General features: G+C 59.5%; 16 protein-coding genes. All 16 read left to right on the plus strand.

All coding sequences use genetic code 11. The features are described 5' to 3' along the window. The first annotated feature begins 100 nt into the window (after positions 1-100). The 16 genes from AC2TAD_RS17485 (at position 101) to AC2TAD_RS17560 (ending at position 15,369) form a co-directional block, all read left to right on the plus strand. Positions 101-1,147, plus strand: coding sequence for an ABC transporter ATP-binding protein (locus AC2TAD_RS17485; RefSeq protein ID WP_480869141.1), 1,047 nt, complete (start codon positions 101-103; stop codon positions 1,145-1,147). 75 nt (positions 1,148-1,222) lie between these two features. Next, entirely contained in the window at positions 1,223-2,434 is a 1,212-nt protein-coding gene (locus tag AC2TAD_RS17490) for an ABC transporter substrate-binding protein (protein ID WP_480869142.1), read from the plus strand. 67 nt (positions 2,435-2,501) lie between these two features. Further along, positions 2,502-3,524 carry a carbohydrate ABC transporter permease gene (locus tag AC2TAD_RS17495; protein ID WP_480869143.1) on the plus strand — a complete coding sequence of 341 codons (1,023 nt, stop codon included), beginning with the start codon at positions 2,502-2,504 and terminating at the stop codon, positions 3,522-3,524. Between the two features lies 1 nt (position 3,525). Next, the gene (locus tag AC2TAD_RS17500) at positions 3,526-4,680 is read left to right on the plus strand and encodes a carbohydrate ABC transporter permease (protein ID WP_480869144.1); all 1,155 of its coding nucleotides are present in this window, start codon (positions 3,526-3,528) and stop codon (positions 4,678-4,680) included. Positions 4,681-4,684: 4 nt separating this feature from the next. Further along, the gene (locus AC2TAD_RS17505; protein ID WP_170755243.1) at positions 4,685-5,215 is read left to right on the plus strand and encodes an ester cyclase; all 531 of its coding nucleotides are present in this window, start codon (positions 4,685-4,687) and stop codon (positions 5,213-5,215) included. Positions 5,216-5,226: 11 nt separating this feature from the next. Then, the gene (hisD, locus tag AC2TAD_RS17510; RefSeq protein WP_480869145.1) at positions 5,227-6,558 is read left to right on the plus strand and encodes a histidinol dehydrogenase; all 1,332 of its coding nucleotides are present in this window, start codon (positions 5,227-5,229) and stop codon (positions 6,556-6,558) included. Next, positions 6,555-7,607 carry an ester cyclase gene (locus tag AC2TAD_RS17515; protein WP_480869146.1) on the plus strand — a complete coding sequence of 351 codons (1,053 nt, stop codon included), beginning with the start codon at positions 6,555-6,557 and terminating at the stop codon, positions 7,605-7,607. The genes hisD and AC2TAD_RS17515 overlap by 4 nt, the downstream gene beginning before the upstream one ends. After that, a complete protein-coding gene (locus AC2TAD_RS17520; protein ID WP_480869147.1) occupies positions 7,607-8,371 on the plus strand; it encodes an SDR family NAD(P)-dependent oxidoreductase in 765 nt (254 codons plus the stop codon). The genes AC2TAD_RS17515 and AC2TAD_RS17520 overlap by 1 nt, the downstream gene beginning before the upstream one ends. Continuing rightward, entirely contained in the window at positions 8,371-9,126 is a 756-nt protein-coding gene (locus tag AC2TAD_RS17525; protein ID WP_480869148.1) for a hypothetical protein, read from the plus strand. Before AC2TAD_RS17520 ends, AC2TAD_RS17525 begins: the two co-directional genes overlap by 1 nt. Further along, positions 9,119-10,162 carry a LacI family DNA-binding transcriptional regulator gene (locus tag AC2TAD_RS17530; protein WP_480869150.1) on the plus strand — a complete coding sequence of 348 codons (1,044 nt, stop codon included), beginning with the start codon at positions 9,119-9,121 and terminating at the stop codon, positions 10,160-10,162. The genes AC2TAD_RS17525 and AC2TAD_RS17530 overlap by 8 nt, the downstream gene beginning before the upstream one ends. Then, positions 10,159-11,148 (plus strand): nuclear transport factor 2 family protein, encoded by a 990-nt coding sequence (locus tag AC2TAD_RS17535; protein ID WP_480869152.1) that lies wholly within the window; start codon positions 10,159-10,161, stop codon positions 11,146-11,148. The genes AC2TAD_RS17530 and AC2TAD_RS17535 overlap by 4 nt, the downstream gene beginning before the upstream one ends. 142 nt (positions 11,149-11,290) lie before the next feature. Further along, positions 11,291-12,250: a cupin domain-containing protein gene (locus tag AC2TAD_RS17540; RefSeq protein WP_480869154.1), complete on the plus strand. Its 960-nt coding sequence runs from the start codon at positions 11,291-11,293 to the stop codon at positions 12,248-12,250. Beyond that, positions 12,247-12,849 carry a class I SAM-dependent methyltransferase gene (locus tag AC2TAD_RS17545; protein ID WP_480869156.1) on the plus strand — a complete coding sequence of 201 codons (603 nt, stop codon included), beginning with the start codon at positions 12,247-12,249 and terminating at the stop codon, positions 12,847-12,849. The genes AC2TAD_RS17540 and AC2TAD_RS17545 overlap by 4 nt, the downstream gene beginning before the upstream one ends. An 11-nt stretch (positions 12,850-12,860) precedes the next feature. Next, positions 12,861-13,985 (plus strand): cobalamin-independent methionine synthase II family protein, encoded by a 1,125-nt coding sequence (locus tag AC2TAD_RS17550; protein ID WP_480869158.1) that lies wholly within the window; start codon positions 12,861-12,863, stop codon positions 13,983-13,985. Then, positions 13,982-14,677, plus strand: a complete 696-nt coding sequence (locus AC2TAD_RS17555; RefSeq protein WP_480869160.1) for an alpha/beta fold hydrolase — start codon at positions 13,982-13,984, stop codon at positions 14,675-14,677. The genes AC2TAD_RS17550 and AC2TAD_RS17555 overlap by 4 nt, the downstream gene beginning before the upstream one ends. Next, positions 14,674-15,369, plus strand: coding sequence for an RraA family protein (locus AC2TAD_RS17560; protein WP_480869162.1), 696 nt, complete (start codon positions 14,674-14,676; stop codon positions 15,367-15,369). Before AC2TAD_RS17555 ends, AC2TAD_RS17560 begins: the two co-directional genes overlap by 4 nt. Positions 15,370-15,386: the final 17 nt, after the last annotated feature.

Consider the following 15,386-nt stretch of genomic DNA (forward strand, 5'->3'; position numbering starts at 1 on the left):
TCATTTTTGCATACGTATGCAAAAAAGTCTTGCTCGATTTGATACATGCGAATTACAGTTTTGCAAACGTATGCAAAGCGAATCCTAGTTGGGGGGCTCCATGGCGGAAATCAAATTGCGCAACGTCGGCAAACGCTGGGGTACCTTCGTGGGGGTCCACAATTTTGACCTGACGATCGCAGATCGCGAGTTTCTGGTGCTGTTAGGCCCGTCGGGCTGCGGCAAGACCACCACGATGCGCATGATCGCCGGGCTTGAGGATGTGACCGAGGGCGAGATTCTGATCGACGGCAAGGTCGTCAACGATCTGGAGCCCAAGGACCGTGATGTTGCGATGGTGTTCCAAAGCTATGCGCTTTATCCCAACATGAACGTCTATGAAAACATCCGCTTTCCGCTGAAGGTGCGCGGCATCGACCCAGCGAACCATGACGACAAGGTGCGCCGTGCCAGCGCGATGGTTGAACTGGACGATTTCCTGCATCGCAAACCAGCCGAACTGTCGGGCGGTCAGCGGCAGCGTGTGGCGCTGGCCCGCGCCATTGTGCGCGAGCCCAACGTGTTTCTGATGGACGAGCCGCTGTCGAACCTTGATGCCAAGCTGCGGGTTTCGACCCGCGCGCAGATCAAGAACCTCAGCCACGAACTGGCGGTGACGACGATCTATGTAACCCACGACCAGATCGAGGCGATGACACTGGCCGACCGCGTTGTGGTGATGAAACAGGGCGTAGTGCAGCAGGTCGGCAGCCCCACCGAAATCTACGACCGACCAGCGAATACCTTTGTGGCCAGCTTTATCGGCTCACCGGCCATGAACCTGATGGAGGGTGAGGTCGCGGGCGGGGTGTTCCGCGCGGAACATGTGGAGATACCGGTGGACGCGCCGGACGGCCCCATGACGCTGGGCTTCCGGGCCGAGGATGCCAGCCTTGCCGAAGGCTCGGGCCAGATTACCGCGCCGATCTACACGCTCGAATTGCTGGGCGACGCGACCATGATTTCGGTCCGGGTTGGCGGGGCTTTGGTGTCGGTCAAGGCCGATAAATCTTTCCGCGCCGAGATTGGGGACAACGTCTCGTTCTCGGTGCCAACGGAAATCTGTCACCTCTTCGAAGCTGGAAGCGGTGCGCGGATCGGGGGCTAACCCCAAAAACAGCCCATACGGGCATAACAGCGGTCCGGACGTCGACGACGGACCCATCCTGACAGGGAGAAACGCATGAAACTCAAGACGATCCTAATGGCAGGCGCCATGGCCATCGCGGCAAGCGGTGCATCTGCGGCCTGTTCCTATGAAAACGAAGTGCCGCTGAAATCGCTTTCGGCAGGGTTTGAGGCCTGGAAAGCCGTCACCGATGCGATGGCCGAATGCGGCAATTTCAGCGCATCGCTGGATCAGGAATTCCGCGAGAAGCAGCCCGAAGCCTTTGCGGCCGACCCGTCACTGTATCAGATTGGCGGTGTTGCGAATGAAACCATGATCCCGCTGCTAAACGCGGGCACGATCCGTCCGCTGGATGATCTGGTTGCGAAATACGGTCAGGGCCTGCTGCCCAACCAGTTGATCAAGGTGGATGGCAAGGTGATGGCGATTGCCATGATGGTGAACGCGCAGCACCTGATGTACCGCAATGACGTTCTGGCAGACCTTGGCATCGAAGAGCCCGCCACCTACGACGACGTTCTGGCCGCCGCTGCCAAGATCAAAGAGGCCGGCGTGATGGAATACCCCATCGGCGGTACGTTTAAGACGGGTTGGAACCTGGCCCAGGAATTCGTCAACATGTATATGGGCGAAGGCGGCACGTTCATCGGCGAAGGCAACATGCCCTCGATCAACAATGAAAAGGGTGTCAAAGCGCTTGAGACGATGAAGGCCATGACCGAGTTCATGGATCCGGAATATCTCGTGTCCGACTCCACTTATGTTCAGCAGCAGTTCCAGCAGGGCAAGATCGCCATGGCGAACCTGTGGGCCAGCCGCGCGGCTGCCATGAATGACGAAGCTGAAAGCCAGGTGGTTGGCAAAGTCACCATGGCCTCGGCTCCGATGGGGTCCGAACGTCCCTCTACCACGATCTGGTGGGACGGCATCGTTCTCGCCTCGAACATGAGCGATGAAGAGGCCGACGCTGCTTTCCGTCTGGTCATGGAAGGAATCGACGGTGACATGGTCAGCGCCAACAATGACACCGCCGTCTGGCTGAACGCCGCCTATAAGCCCGGCGATCTGGCCGCTGGCGCTGCGGCTTCGGCGGAAAACGGTGCTGGGGCCTACCCGGCCAGCGCCGCAATGGGTGTTCTTCACAGCGCATTGGGCAATGGTCTGGCCGATTACCTGACCGGTGCCAAGGACGCACAGACCGCGCTGGCCGATATCGAGGCGGATTACATCACCGCCGCGAAAGAGGCTGGTCTGATCAGCAACTGATCCTCTCTGGGGAGGGCCCCGTGCCCTCCCTCTTTTCCCACTTGAGAACCATGAGAAAGGCAGAGCCATGAATTTTCGGACATTTGCCGCCTTTGTTGGCCCCTCTGTCTTTATGATGCTTCTCTTTATCGCGTTCCCGTTGGTCAGCGTGTTCAAGCAGAGCTTTTACATCACCCAACCCGTCTATGAGACGGTCGAGGTCGAAACCTGCACCCCCGGCTTCCTGACCCAAACCTGCGTGACCGAGCAGAAATCGCAGCCCAAGCTGGATGAACATGGCGAGGTGATCACCCAGACCGAATATGTCGGCCTGCAAAGCTATCGCAATGTGCTGGAGCCTGAACGCGCGTGGCGCGCGATCACCGAGGGCAACTGGTCGGTCCTGTCCACCATCAACTTCTGGAAGGCGCTGCGGTTCACTCTGACGTTCACGCTGATCACGCTGCCTCTGGTCATCGGGTTCGGGCTGGGCATCGCGGTTTTGATCAACAACGCCGCGCGGTCGATCCGTGGGCCGGTGATCTTTATCTCGCTGCTGCCCTTCATCATCACGCCGGTGATCGGCGCGCTATCGATCAACTGGCTGTTCCGTGGGGACGGCATCCTGACGGCGCTGCTGGAGTGGTGGCTGAACCGCGACATAGCTCTGTTTGCGCAGGCGTGGACGATTGAAATTCTGATGATGTTCTACCGCGTCTGGCACGTGGCCCCGTTTGCGGCCGTGGTGTTCTATGCCGGGCTTCAGACCGTCAATCAGGACAGTCTGGAAAGCGCCGTGATCGACGGAGCGACCCGCTGGCAGCGCATGAAGTACATCGTCATTCCGCATCTGATGCCGCTGATCATCTTCGTGTCGATGATCCACCTGATGGACGCCTACCGGGTGTTCGAAGAGATCGTCGGTTTCTCCAGCCAGGCTTACGTCATCTCACTGCAATGGCTGACCTTCGACTTCCTCGTGCCGGATCAGGCGGGCAACCGGTCGATCAGCCGGGCCTCGGCCAGCGCGATGCTGACCATGATCGGGATCGTCCTTCTGCTGATCCTGCCGCTGCGCCGCACTTGGCGCGACCATAAAGGAGGCCACTGATATGTCCTCGCGCGCGCTTCGCCAACCTCTCAGCCTGCGGCTGACCTCGAACATCTTCCTCGCGTTCTGGTGTCTTGTCGCCGCCTTCCCGATCGTCTGGATCGCGATCATGAGTGTCAAATCCCCCGTTGACGCCTATGACAGCAACGCGCTGAACGTGATCTTTGGCCCGGCGACGCTGGCCACAGGGAACGGGCTTTCGGTTCTGGATATCATCGTTGGCATCGCGGTGATCTGGGGCGCGGCCATGGTCGTGACCAAAGTGCTGCCCGCGAAGATCAAGGAATACACGTCACCGGGCCAGGAATGGTTCGGTTGGGTGGTCGGAGTGCTTGTCGCCCTGATCGCCTTCCTGCTGGTGTTCTTTGTGGTCTTGCCTGCGGTTCTGAACGTGCTGAACCCGCTTTTCGGTCCCCTTGGCCGCGATGTGCTGGGCGTGACAACCGAGCATTATAAGACCGTTTGGGTCGATCGGGGCTTTTCCAACAATTTCAAGAACTCGCTGATCGTGACCGCCGGGGTGGTGACCGTGTCGCTGACCGTGGGCACGCTGGCGGGCTATGGGCTAGCGCGGTCGGGGTCAACGCTGGCCTTCTGGATCTTGCTTATTGCGCTGATCTTTCGCGCGTTGCCGCATTCGGTTCTGGTTGCGGGCTATCTGCCGGTCTTCATCAACTCGGCCGAATGGCTGGCGCCTATTCTGGGTGAAAATGCACCGACGCTCTATGGCAAGCCTTTCGCCGTGATCGCGGTGCTGGTGGCGATCAACCAGCCGTTCACCATCTGGATGCTGCGCTCGTTCTTCCAGAATATCCCAGCCGAACTGGACGAGGCCGCGCGGGTCGATGGCTGCAACCACTTTCAGGCCTTCCGCCGCGTGATCATGCCGGTGATGTGGCCGGGGGTGATCACCACCGGGCTGTTCAGCTTCCTGCTGGCTTATAACGACTTTCTTGTGACCTCGCTGCTGCTTGATGCGCAGAACCAGACGATGGTCCCCGCCATTGCGGGCATGTTCAACCGCGAGACAACGACGACCGATCAGGTAGTTGCCGTGGCCGCTGCTGTGTCGATCATCGCCCCGCTGTTCTTCCTTGTGATGATCTTCCAACGCCAAATCGTTAGTGGCCTGACCGCTGGCGCAGTAAAAGGATAAAGAAATGAAGGGTTCCCGCCCGGAACAAGCCGTTCTGACCCGTGATACGGACATGTCCAAAACGGATGAAACGCGCCGTGTGATCGAGACGATGGTCGATGGTCTAAATGACCACCGCATTGATGATATCGGCGAGTTCTTCTCGCAAGGATTCCGCTGGTTGGGCAATCAGGGCTGCGGTACCAAGACCGGCTTGAAAGAGTTTCAGGACAACTGGCAGCGCCCCTTCCAGGCCGCGTTTTCCGACAAGACCTGCATCGATGAGGCTCGTCTTTACATGGGCGAATGGGCCGCCGCCTTTGGCCGGCAAGAGGCCACGCATTCCGGCGAGTTTCTGGGCATCGCCCCCACCGGCAAGCGGGTTGAAATCCGTTACATGGATTTCTGGAAAGTGGTCGATGGCAAGATCGTTGACAACTGGGTGAATGTGGATTTCGCCCACGTGGCCGCGCAGCTGGGTGTGGATCTGTTCAATGGCGAGGGCTGGGAAGCCTATGACCGGGGTGAGAAAACCGCCCCCCGCCCCGACAAGTAAGGATCAGGACTATGGCAATCGAGTATCTCAAACGCGGCAAGTCCGACGCTGACCGGGCCGAGGATGACGCCAAGACCCGCGCAGTGGTCGAGGCCACGCTGAAAGACATCGAAACCCGTGGCGACGCCGCCGTGCGCGAGCTGAGCGAGAAGTTCGACAATTACTCGCCCGCCTCGTTTCGCCTGTCGCCAGATCAGATCGACGAACTGATCGGCCAACTGACCGAGCGTGAGCTGGACGATATCAAATTCGCGCAGGAACAGGTGCGCAACTTTGCGCAGGCGCAGCGGGACTCGATGCTGGATATCGAGGTTGAAACCTTGCCCGGCGTCATTCTCGGCCACAAGAACATCCCGGTGCAATCGGTTGGCTGCTATGTGCCCGGCGGCAAGTTCCCAATGGTGGCTTCGGCTCATATGTCGGTGGCGACAGCCAGCGTGGCGGGTGTGCCAAGGATCATCGCCTGCACACCTCCGTTTCAGGGTAAACCGAACCCGGCAGTGATCGCCGCCATGCATCTGGGCGGCGCGCACGAGATTTACGTCATAGGCGGCATTCAGGCCATCGGCGCGATGGCGCTGGGGACCGAAACCATCGACCCGGTTCACATGTTGGTCGGTCCCGGCAACGCCTTTGTGGCCGAAGCCAAGCGCCAGTTGTTTGGCCGCGTGGGGATTGACCTCTTCGCAGGTCCTACCGAGACCATGGTGATCGCAGATGAGACTGCAGCGGATGCAGAGCTTTGCGCCACCGACCTGCTGGGTCAGGCCGAGCATGGCTATAACAGCCCCTGTGTGTTGCTGACCAATTCGCGCAAGCTGGCCGAAGATACTCTGGCCGAGGTCGACCGCCTGCTGGGTATACTGCCAACCGCCGACACCGCGAAAGTGTCCTGGGAAGAATATGGCGAGGTGATCGTCTGCGACACCTATGACGAGATGCTGCAGGTCGCCGATGACATCGCCTCTGAGCATGTGCAGGTGATGACCGACCGCGATGACTGGTTCCTTGAGAACATGACCTGCTACGGCGCGCTGTTCCTTGGGCCGCGCACCAATGTGTCGAACGGTGACAAGGTGATTGGCACCAACCACACACTGCCCACCAAAAAGGCCGGGCGCTATACCGGCGGGCTTTGGGTGGGTAAGTACCTGAAAACGCACAGCTACCAGAAGGTTCTTACTGATGAGGCGGCGACGCTGATCGGCGAATATGGCTCGCGCCTGTGTATGCTGGAAGGCTTCGTGGGCCATGCCGAGCAATGCAACGTCCGCGTCCGCCGCTATGGTGGGATCAACGTGCCCTATGGCGAGGCGGCCCCGTATCGGGACGCCGCCGAATGAGTGATATTCATACGCAGCATAAAGCCCTGATCGCGCCGGTCAGGGCGGCTATGTATGACTTTACCGAAACGGGTGTGCGGCAGGCGCTGGCCAAGGCCAGCGCCCCGGACGCCCTGTTTCGGTTGTGCCATCCGTTTGGCGACAGCACCGGCAGCGATGCCTTCTACGACACCGCCTTTAAGGGTCTGCTGGACGCATGGCCTGATTTGGAGCGGCGCGACTACATCGTCATGGCCGGGCCGGATGAACACGGTGCGGATTGGGTCGGTTGCGGCGGCTATTATACCGGTACCTTCACCGGGCCGTGGTTGGAGATTCCTCCGACCGGCCATCAGGTGACAATGCGGTTCCATGAATTCTATCGCTTCAGTGACGGCAAGATCGTCGAGATGCAGGCGCTGTGGGACATCCCCGAAGTGATGATGCAGGCCAACGCTTGGCCCATGGCCCCCAGTCTTGGGCATGAATGGCAGGTGCCGGGCCCCGCGACGCAGGATGGTCTGGTGCCGGGGCCATATGATGCCGATAAAGGTCAGCAGACATGCCAGCACATCATCGACATGCTGGATCACCTCAAGAAACACCCATCAGAAGGTGGGCCGGAGGTGATGGAGATGGAAAAGTTTTGGCATCCCCGCATGAACTGGTACGGCCCCGCCGGGATCGGAACCGGGCGCGGCTATGCTGGGTTTCGCAACTGGCACCAGATTCCGTTTCTGAACGGAATGCCGGATCGCGGGCAGTATGTAGATGACATAACCTATCACTTTTTCGGCGATGGCGAATATGCCGCCGTCACCGGCTGGCCGAACATGATCCAGACGGTGACCCATGACGGTTGGATGGGGATTGCGCCCTCGGGCCAGCGGATCACCATGCGCAGCCTGGATTTCTGGCGGCTCGAGAATGGCCTGATCCGAGAAAACTGGGTTCTGGTCGATCTTCTGGACGCTTATCGCCAACTGGGAGTTGACGTGTTCGCCCGTCTGCGGGAATTCAACAAGGCCCGGAATATGGGCCGAATTGAAATACCGGATGGAATGAGCTGATGACTGACCTGCCCCGCACCCCCTCGTTTTCGCTAAGCGGTAAAACCGCGCTGGTTACCGGTGCCTCTTCGGGTATTGGTCAGGGCTGCGCCGTGGCACTGGCAGAGGCCGGGGCGCATGTGGTCTGTGCCGCGCGCGGGGCGGATCGGCTGGCTGAGACCGTCGCCGCACTGCAGGCGCAGGGCTGGTCGGCTGAGGCGGCCGTGGTGGATCAGGGCGACTTGCAGGCGCTGAAACAGCTGTTCGAAGGCCGTACTTTTGACGTGGTCGTCAACTCCGCCGGAACCGCCCGCCACAGCCCGGCTGTCGAGACCACGCCCGAAGATTTCGACGCAGTAACCAGCGTTAATCTGCGTTCGGCCTATTTCCTGTCGTCCTATGCGGCCAAGGCGCTGCTGGCGGCGGACAGGCCGGGGTCGATCATTCATATCTCAAGCCAGATGGGCCATGTGGGCGGCGTGGACCGGGCGCTCTATTGCGCCACCAAACACGGGCTTGAGGGCATGGTCAAAGCAATGGCGATCGAATGGGGCAAACAGCGCATCCGCATCAACACGGTCTGCCCAACCTTCATCCGCACGCCGCTGACACAATCCACGTTTGATAACCCCGAACGCGCCGCGTGGATTATGGACAAGATCAAGCTGGATCGCGTGGGCGAGGTCGAAGATATCATGGGTGCCGTAACCTATCTGGCCTCGGACGCTTCGGCGCTGGTGACGGGCACCTCGATGTTGATTGACGGGGGGTGGACGGCGGACTGATGCGCTATGACGACAAGGATATCAGCATTCAACGCCGACTACGGGATGCGATCCTTAATGCTATCGTGGAAGAAGGCAAAACGATGATCTATCGACCCTCTGCCGGGATGGCGAATGAAGAACCGCATCACTTTTGGGGGCGTTTTGGCCCGATCTTGGACGAATACGGATTGAAACAGATCGACAAAGACTCTGTTCGGGAAGATGCGCAGCAACGGATCGGTAAACTGAACGAACCCGATGCCGATACGGTGCATCAGCTATTTGTTCAATTTCTGGGCGAGCGCCCCGGAAGCCAACTGCCGGACACCCGGGGTGACTTTCATGTACCGGACAGTCTGCGTGGGGTCATGGATGCCTGTTGCGATTTGACCTTTGCGGTTCCTACGATCTCGCGCGGTTTTCGTTGGACCGAGCGGGTTGCCCCCGTCATGCGTGACGCAAAACGTTGGGACCATGAAGGTGTGTCCAAGCAGGACGAAAGCCAGGCTATGGTTTCCGAATTTCGTGCGCAACGTGAACAGCGCGGTCGTGAGTTTGAAAAAACGGCACCGATCCATGCCATAGACGGTCTGCGGGACATAGCAAAAGCCGAAGGCCCAATGGCAGCATTGCAATCCCTGAATCAATACCACGATGGCAATGCATGGCTAAGCATTCACGACCCGACCGTACCGCGTGGTGTGCCGACGATGGGGCTAGATGCTGGGATGATATTGCTGGCTGCATTGTTGAGAGAGAAACCGGATGGCTGAAAAGGTCACATCCCTGCAGGTTGCGCAACTGGCCGGTGTCAGCCAGTCAGCGGTCAGCCGGGTTTTCACGCCCGGTGCATCCGTCAGCAAAAAGACCGAAGACAAGGTGCGCAAGGCGGCTGCTGAGCTGGGTTACAGGCCCAATGTTCTGGCCCGCGCCATGGTGTCAGGCAAAAGCCGGATCATCGGTTTGGTGGTGGGGTATCTTGAGAATTACTTCTACCCCGAGGCGCTTGAGAAGCTCTCAAATGCGCTGCAGGAACAGGGCTATCACGTGCTGATCTTCATGGCCTCACGCTCGGCCGGGAATATTGACGACGTGATGGATGAAATTCTGGACTATCAGGTCGATGGGGTCGTTCTTGCCTCGGTTCCAATGTCGTCGGATATCGCCATGCGCTGTCAGCAGGCCGGCGTTCCGGTGGTGCTGTTCAACCGCACGCAGGATCTTGACGGGATCACCACGGTGGCCTCGGACAACTATGCGGGCGGGCGCAAAGTGGCCGAGTTTCTGCTGGCCGGAGGGCATAAGCGCATTGCTTATGTTGCGGGCTGGCAGGGCGCCTCGACCCAGCGCGACCGCGAGGCGGGGTTCCGCGCGGCATTGGCTGAAGGCGGGCAGGATGTGTTCGCCCATGATGTCGGAGATTTCCATACAGAGAACGCCCGGGCCGCCGCCCGCCGGATGTTTGATGTTGCCCCCGGCAAAAGGCCCGACGCGGTGTTCGTGGCCAATGACCACATGGCTTTGGCGGTGATGGACGTGATCCGCTTTGAACTGGGCCTGCGCGTGCCCGAGGATGTCTCGGTCATCGGTTATGACGACGTGCCGCCCGCCGGGTGGCCCGCCTATAACCTGACGACCATCCGCCAGCGCGCCAATCTGATGGTGGCTGAAACCGTCACCGCATTGCTTGACCATATCGACACCCCGGCTACGTCCAAACCGCGGAAAGTGGCCATTGACGGGCCGCTGATCGTGCGGACCTCGGCGCGGTTGCCGAAGGGGTGGGAACCACAAAGGACTGAGACATGAAGGGCTTTGATCCGAAATTCCGGGATTTCCCGGACTACATTATCGGCATCACCAAAGAAATTTGGGAGGATCGCGGCATCGCGACCCTGCACGAGTATTACGGCAAGGATATCGTGGTGCGGATGCCGGGCAGTGTCTCGACCGGCAATCAGGGTGTTATCGGCGCGACTATGGCGACGCTGGCCGAATTCCCCGACCGTACCCTTCTGGGCGAGGATGTGATCTGGTCCGGCTCGCCCGAGGATGGGATGCTGTCGAGCCACCGCATCATGTCCACCGCCACGCATCTGGGCGATGGCGCGTTCGGCAAGGCGACCGGGTCCAAGCTGCGCTATCGCATTCTGGCTGACTGCCACGCGCGCAACAATGCGATCGACGATGAATGGCTGATCCGCGACAATGGCGCGATCGTCCGGCAGATGGGGTGGGAGCCCAAGGAATTTGCCCGCGACCTGATCGCCCGCGAGGGCGGGGCCGAGGCATGCGTCAAACCTCTGACCCCGGCCAATGATCTGGACGGGCCGTACAAAGGGCGGGGGAATGACAACGAATGGGGCCAGCGCCATGCTGACCTGCTGACCCGGATGATGGGCGCGGATATGGGGGCGGTTGAACGCGACTATGATCGTGCCGTGCAAAGTGAATATCCCGGTGGGGCCACCGGCCACGGGCGCGACGCGGTGGACCGGTTCTGGATGTCTCTGCGTGCCGCGCTGCCCAATGCGACCTTTACCATTCATCACCAAATCGGGCGCGAGGATGCCAACATGCCGCCCCGCTCGGCCATCCGTTGGAGCTTGCATGGCAAACATGATGGCTGGGGGGCGTTTGGCGTGCCCACCGGGGCGGACCTTTTTGTGATGGGCATCAGCCACGCCGAATGGGGCGAACTGATCGGCGGCGATATCCGCCTGCGCCGCGAATGGACCCTGTTCGATGAAACGGCGATCTGGAAGCAGCTTCTTCTGGCGACCGGAGACCTGTGATGCCAACCTGCCTCAAACCCAGCGAACAGGCGCGGCGGTATCACTGCCACCGCGCCGCGCTGCGGGCGCGCCGGCTGAACAATCACCCTCCTGGGGCGACGGGCTAACCCCCATCGCAACACACCCCCTTTAGGAGATCACCATGAGCACCATCCAACAACGCATCGTCCGCTACGGCGAGTTGCAACCCTGCAAAACCGCATTCATCGACGCCCACACACCGGGCAGCGATCAGAAAGAGAACTTTACCATCGTCGGCGGCGGCGTTTCTGAAAGCCCCGATCAGCATGTCCACATCACCGACAAGATCGGCTTTAATATCGGTGCTGCAGGCCAGCCTCCGAAATGCCGGAACTCTCTGCACAGCCACACCACGGCCGAGGTGTTCTTTGTCGCCAAAGGCCGCTGGCGGTTCTTCTGGGGACGCTATGGCACGGCGGGTGAGTTCATCGCCGAAGAGGGCGATATCTTCAACATTCCCACCGGTATTTTTCGCGGGTTCGAAAATGTGGGTCAGGACTACGGGATGATCATGTCCATCCTGGGCGGCGACGATGCCGGAGGTGGTGTCACTTGGGCCCCGCAAGTGATCGAGGATGCGCAGGCTCATGGTTTGATGCTGGGTGACAATGGCGTGCTGTACGACAGCAAGAAAGGGCAAGAGCTGCCCCACAACGTGCGCCCTATGCCTTTACTGACCGAGGAAGAGCTGAAAGCCTATCCCGAGGTGCCGGTCGAAGATGTGGTCGGCAAATACGTTGCGCGGTATTGGGACTTGATGGCCCTGTCGGCCAACAAACCGGCAGTGGTGATAGGCGAGAGCGGATGGATCAAGGACAAACCCGGTTTCGAAGTCGATTTTCTGGGCCGAGGATCGTGTGTGCCAGACGCAGTCATAAGCGACAAACCCGTGGTTCTGATGCCGGCCAGTGGGCATTGGCGGATTGCTGTAGACGACCATGAGACCACATTGTCCGTGGGCGACACCGCTCTGGTTCTGCCGGGTGAATCCTATAGTGTTGTCCCATCCATGACCGGGCAGGCTGGCCTGTACCGGATTACCGCAACCAATGATCCGGCCGGAGCAACCTGGACAGGATGACCGCAGACCCGCAGGATACCCATGCTGTCTATGAGCGGCAGGCAACAGAGTATGACAAACGTCGCTCCAAAGCTCTGTTCGAAGCGCGCTGGTTGGCGCGCTTCACGGCCAGTCTTAGACCGGGTGATCACGTGTTGGATCTGGGTTGCGGAACAGGTGACCCAATCGCCCGTTGGTTCATGGCCGAAGGGTTTGACGTCACGGGCGTCGACTTTTCCAAGGCCATGCTGGCCATCGCCCGCGACCGGTGGCCTGACGGAGACTGGCTGCATTCCGATATGCGGGATTTCGATCTGGGCCGTCAGTTCGATGGTATTATCGCATGGAACAGCTTTTTTCACCTGACGGCCGCGGAGCAAAAAGCCTGTATCGCCCGCATGGCGCGCCACTTGCGATCTGGTGGGATGCTGATGTTGACGGTCGGTCCGCGCGCAGGCGAGGCAAGCGGTACAGTCGGCGCAGAAACGGTCTACCACGCGTCTCTTTCGCCCGCCGGATACGCCGGGTGCCTTGAAGACAACGGGCTTCAGATGACCGGATTTCTGGCCGAGGACCCGGAAACGCAAAGCCACACAGTGTTGATGGCGCGAAAACTTTAAGGAGGCCAAAGATGCCTGTAAAAACCACGCATGTCGGGTCTTTGCCACGTAAGCAAGAGGTCGTGGACTTTATCTTTGCCCGTGAAAATGGCGAACCCTATGACGCAGCAGCCTTTGATGCCTGCATGGCGGGCGCCGTCGACGAGACTGTCCGCCAACAAGCCGACGCTGGTATAGACGTTGTCAGCGACGGAGAGACGTCGAAGATTTCCTATGCGACTTATGTCAAAGATCGCTATACCGGGTTTTCCGGAGACAGCCCGCGCAATGCGCCGGCGGATCTCAAGATGTTCCCAAGCTTTCTGCAGCGGCTGGCCGATGATGGCGGCACCCCGAAATATGCGCGACCCATGTGTACGGGCAAGGTCCGCTCGAAGGGGCAAGGTGAATTGCAGAAAGACATCGCCAACCTCAAGGCGGCCATGGCGCGGCACGATGTTGGTCAGGGTTTCATGAATGCCGCGTCACCGGGTGTGATCTCGCTGTTTCTGCAAAATGATTTCTACCCAACCCGCGAGGCTTATCTGGCCGCATTGGCAGATGCGATGAAAGAGGAATACGAAACCATTGTCGCGGCAGGTTTGGACATTCAGCTGGATTGCCCCGACCTTGCCCTGTCCCGCCACATGTTGTTCACGGACCTGTCGGATGACGAATTTCTCAAGATCGCGGATATGCATGTCGAGGCCCTGAACCATGCGCTGCAAAACGTGCCGCAGGACCGGGTGCGAGTGCATATCTGCTGGGGGAATTACGAAGGCCCGCATTGTTGCGATATCGCGATGGACAAGGTGTTCAGCACCCTGATGGCAACAAAATCGCGCTATGTCCTATTCGAGACGTCGAACCCGCGCCATGCGCATGAGTGGACAGTGTTCCGGGATCGTAAAGCCGAGATCCCCGATGACAAGGTTCTGGTCCCCGGAGTGGTCGACACCACCACCAATTTCATTGAACACCCCGAGCTTGTGGCGCAACGGATTGAACGCTTTACCGGTATTGTCGGCGAGGATCGGGTTATCGCAGGCAGCGATTGCGGTTTTGGGACGTTTGCGGGATTCGGCGCGATTGATCCGCAGATCGCCTATGCCAAGCTTGAGGCGCTGGCCCAGGGGGCAGAGCTGGCCCGCGCATGACACCGTTGATTCTGTTACCGGGCATGATGTGCGATGCGCGGCTTTTCGGCCCGCAGATCGACGCGTTGTCCGGCAAGGTACCGATGATGACCTTTCCCCTGTGTCAGCACGACAGCGTGCAGGAACTGGCAGCGGATATCCTGCGCAACGCGCCACCCGTATTTGCACTGGCGGGTTTGTCGATGGGCGGGATTGTTGCCATGGAGGTTCTGCGTCAGGCCCCCGAGCGTATTGAACGCCTGGCCTTGCTGGACACGAACCCGATGGCCGAGCTGCCCGATGTCAAAGCCCGCCGTGCTCCGCAGATGGACGCGGTGCGCGAAGGGCGGCTGTGGCATGTAATGCGAGACGAAATGAAACCCAACTATCTTGCAGACGGGCCGCGTCAGGGGGCTGTTCTGGATTTGTGCATGGAGATGGCAACTGGTCTGGGCCCTCAAGTCTTTCTGCGTCAATCGCAAGCCTTGATGGACCGACCCGATCAACGTGCAACTTTGTTCGCCTATACCGGGCCCGCGCTGGTTCTTTGCGGTCGCGAGGACGGGTTGTGCCCGGTCGAGCGCCACCAGTTGATGCACGATCTACTGCCAAACAGCGTACTGCACGTCATTGATGGGGCTGGTCACCTGCCCACATTGGAGAAACCAAACGAAACAACGGCGGCTTTGGCGCGCTGGTTGGAGGACATATGACACCATCCCTTTTGTCACTGTTGCGCAAAGTGGATACGCCCACTGTCTGCAACGCCATAGAAGTCGCTCAGGGTAAGCGAGGATTTGACAGATTTACGCGCGGTACCATGATGTGTTCGGCCCCGAATGAGCCTGCAATCGTGGGCTATGCGCGCACGGCAAAAATTGCAGCAGTTGCACCCCCGACCGAGGAGCCCGACGTTATCCGTGCCAGACGCATGGACTATTACAAATACATGGCTGAAGGCCCCGCGCCCTCGGTCGCTGTGATAGAAGATGTGGATTACCCCGACTGCATCGGCGCCTATTGGGGCGAGATTAACACCACCATTCACAAAGGGTTTGGCATGTCAGGGGCGTTGACCAATGGCGTAATGCGCGATCTTGGTGATCTGCCAGACGGATTCCCGGTTGTTGCAGGCTCAGTTGGTCCAAGCCATGGTTTCGTCCATGTACGCGATCTGGACACGCCGGTCTCGGTATTTGGTATGACGGTAGATCCGGGTGACTTGATCCATGCAGATCGACACGGCGCATTGGTCATTCCAAAGGATATCGTCGATCAGCTGGAAGGCGCGATCCAAAAGCTGCTGACGACGGAGCGTATCATTCTGGACGCCGCCACCCAGCCGGGTTTTGATTTCGACGCGTTCGAAACCGCATGGACGGCCTTCGAAAAAGCAAGGGTCTGAACCCGAACTGCCGTGTT

The organism is Ruegeria sp. HKCCD7628 (assembly GCF_057221005.1).

What these genes read in the sequence shown, in the direction of transcription:
- AC2TAD_RS17485 (WP_480869141.1), top strand. Translation starts at nt 101, where the DNA reads ATGGCGGAAATCAAATTGCGCAACGTCGGCAAACGCTGGGGTACCTTC.
- AC2TAD_RS17490 (WP_480869142.1), top strand. Translation starts at nt 1,223, where the DNA reads ATGAAACTCAAGACGATCCTAATGGCAGGCGCCATGGCCATCGCGGCA.
- AC2TAD_RS17495 (WP_480869143.1), top strand. Translation starts at nt 2,502, where the DNA reads ATGAATTTTCGGACATTTGCCGCCTTTGTTGGCCCCTCTGTCTTTATG.
- AC2TAD_RS17500 (WP_480869144.1), top strand. Translation starts at nt 3,526, where the DNA reads ATGTCCTCGCGCGCGCTTCGCCAACCTCTCAGCCTGCGGCTGACCTCG.
- AC2TAD_RS17505 (WP_170755243.1), top strand. Translation starts at nt 4,685, where the DNA reads ATGAAGGGTTCCCGCCCGGAACAAGCCGTTCTGACCCGTGATACGGAC.
- hisD (WP_480869145.1), top strand. Translation starts at nt 5,227, where the DNA reads ATGGCAATCGAGTATCTCAAACGCGGCAAGTCCGACGCTGACCGGGCC.
- AC2TAD_RS17515 (WP_480869146.1), top strand. Translation starts at nt 6,555, where the DNA reads ATGAGTGATATTCATACGCAGCATAAAGCCCTGATCGCGCCGGTCAGG.
- AC2TAD_RS17520 (WP_480869147.1), top strand. Translation starts at nt 7,607, where the DNA reads ATGACTGACCTGCCCCGCACCCCCTCGTTTTCGCTAAGCGGTAAAACC.
- AC2TAD_RS17525 (WP_480869148.1), top strand. Translation starts at nt 8,371, where the DNA reads ATGCGCTATGACGACAAGGATATCAGCATTCAACGCCGACTACGGGAT.
- AC2TAD_RS17530 (WP_480869150.1), top strand. Translation starts at nt 9,119, where the DNA reads ATGGCTGAAAAGGTCACATCCCTGCAGGTTGCGCAACTGGCCGGTGTC.
- AC2TAD_RS17535 (WP_480869152.1), top strand. Translation starts at nt 10,159, where the DNA reads ATGAAGGGCTTTGATCCGAAATTCCGGGATTTCCCGGACTACATTATC.
- AC2TAD_RS17540 (WP_480869154.1), top strand. Translation starts at nt 11,291, where the DNA reads ATGAGCACCATCCAACAACGCATCGTCCGCTACGGCGAGTTGCAACCC.
- AC2TAD_RS17545 (WP_480869156.1), top strand. Translation starts at nt 12,247, where the DNA reads ATGACCGCAGACCCGCAGGATACCCATGCTGTCTATGAGCGGCAGGCA.
- AC2TAD_RS17550 (WP_480869158.1), top strand. Translation starts at nt 12,861, where the DNA reads ATGCCTGTAAAAACCACGCATGTCGGGTCTTTGCCACGTAAGCAAGAG.
- AC2TAD_RS17555 (WP_480869160.1), top strand. Translation starts at nt 13,982, where the DNA reads ATGACACCGTTGATTCTGTTACCGGGCATGATGTGCGATGCGCGGCTT.
- AC2TAD_RS17560 (WP_480869162.1), top strand. Translation starts at nt 14,674, where the DNA reads ATGACACCATCCCTTTTGTCACTGTTGCGCAAAGTGGATACGCCCACT.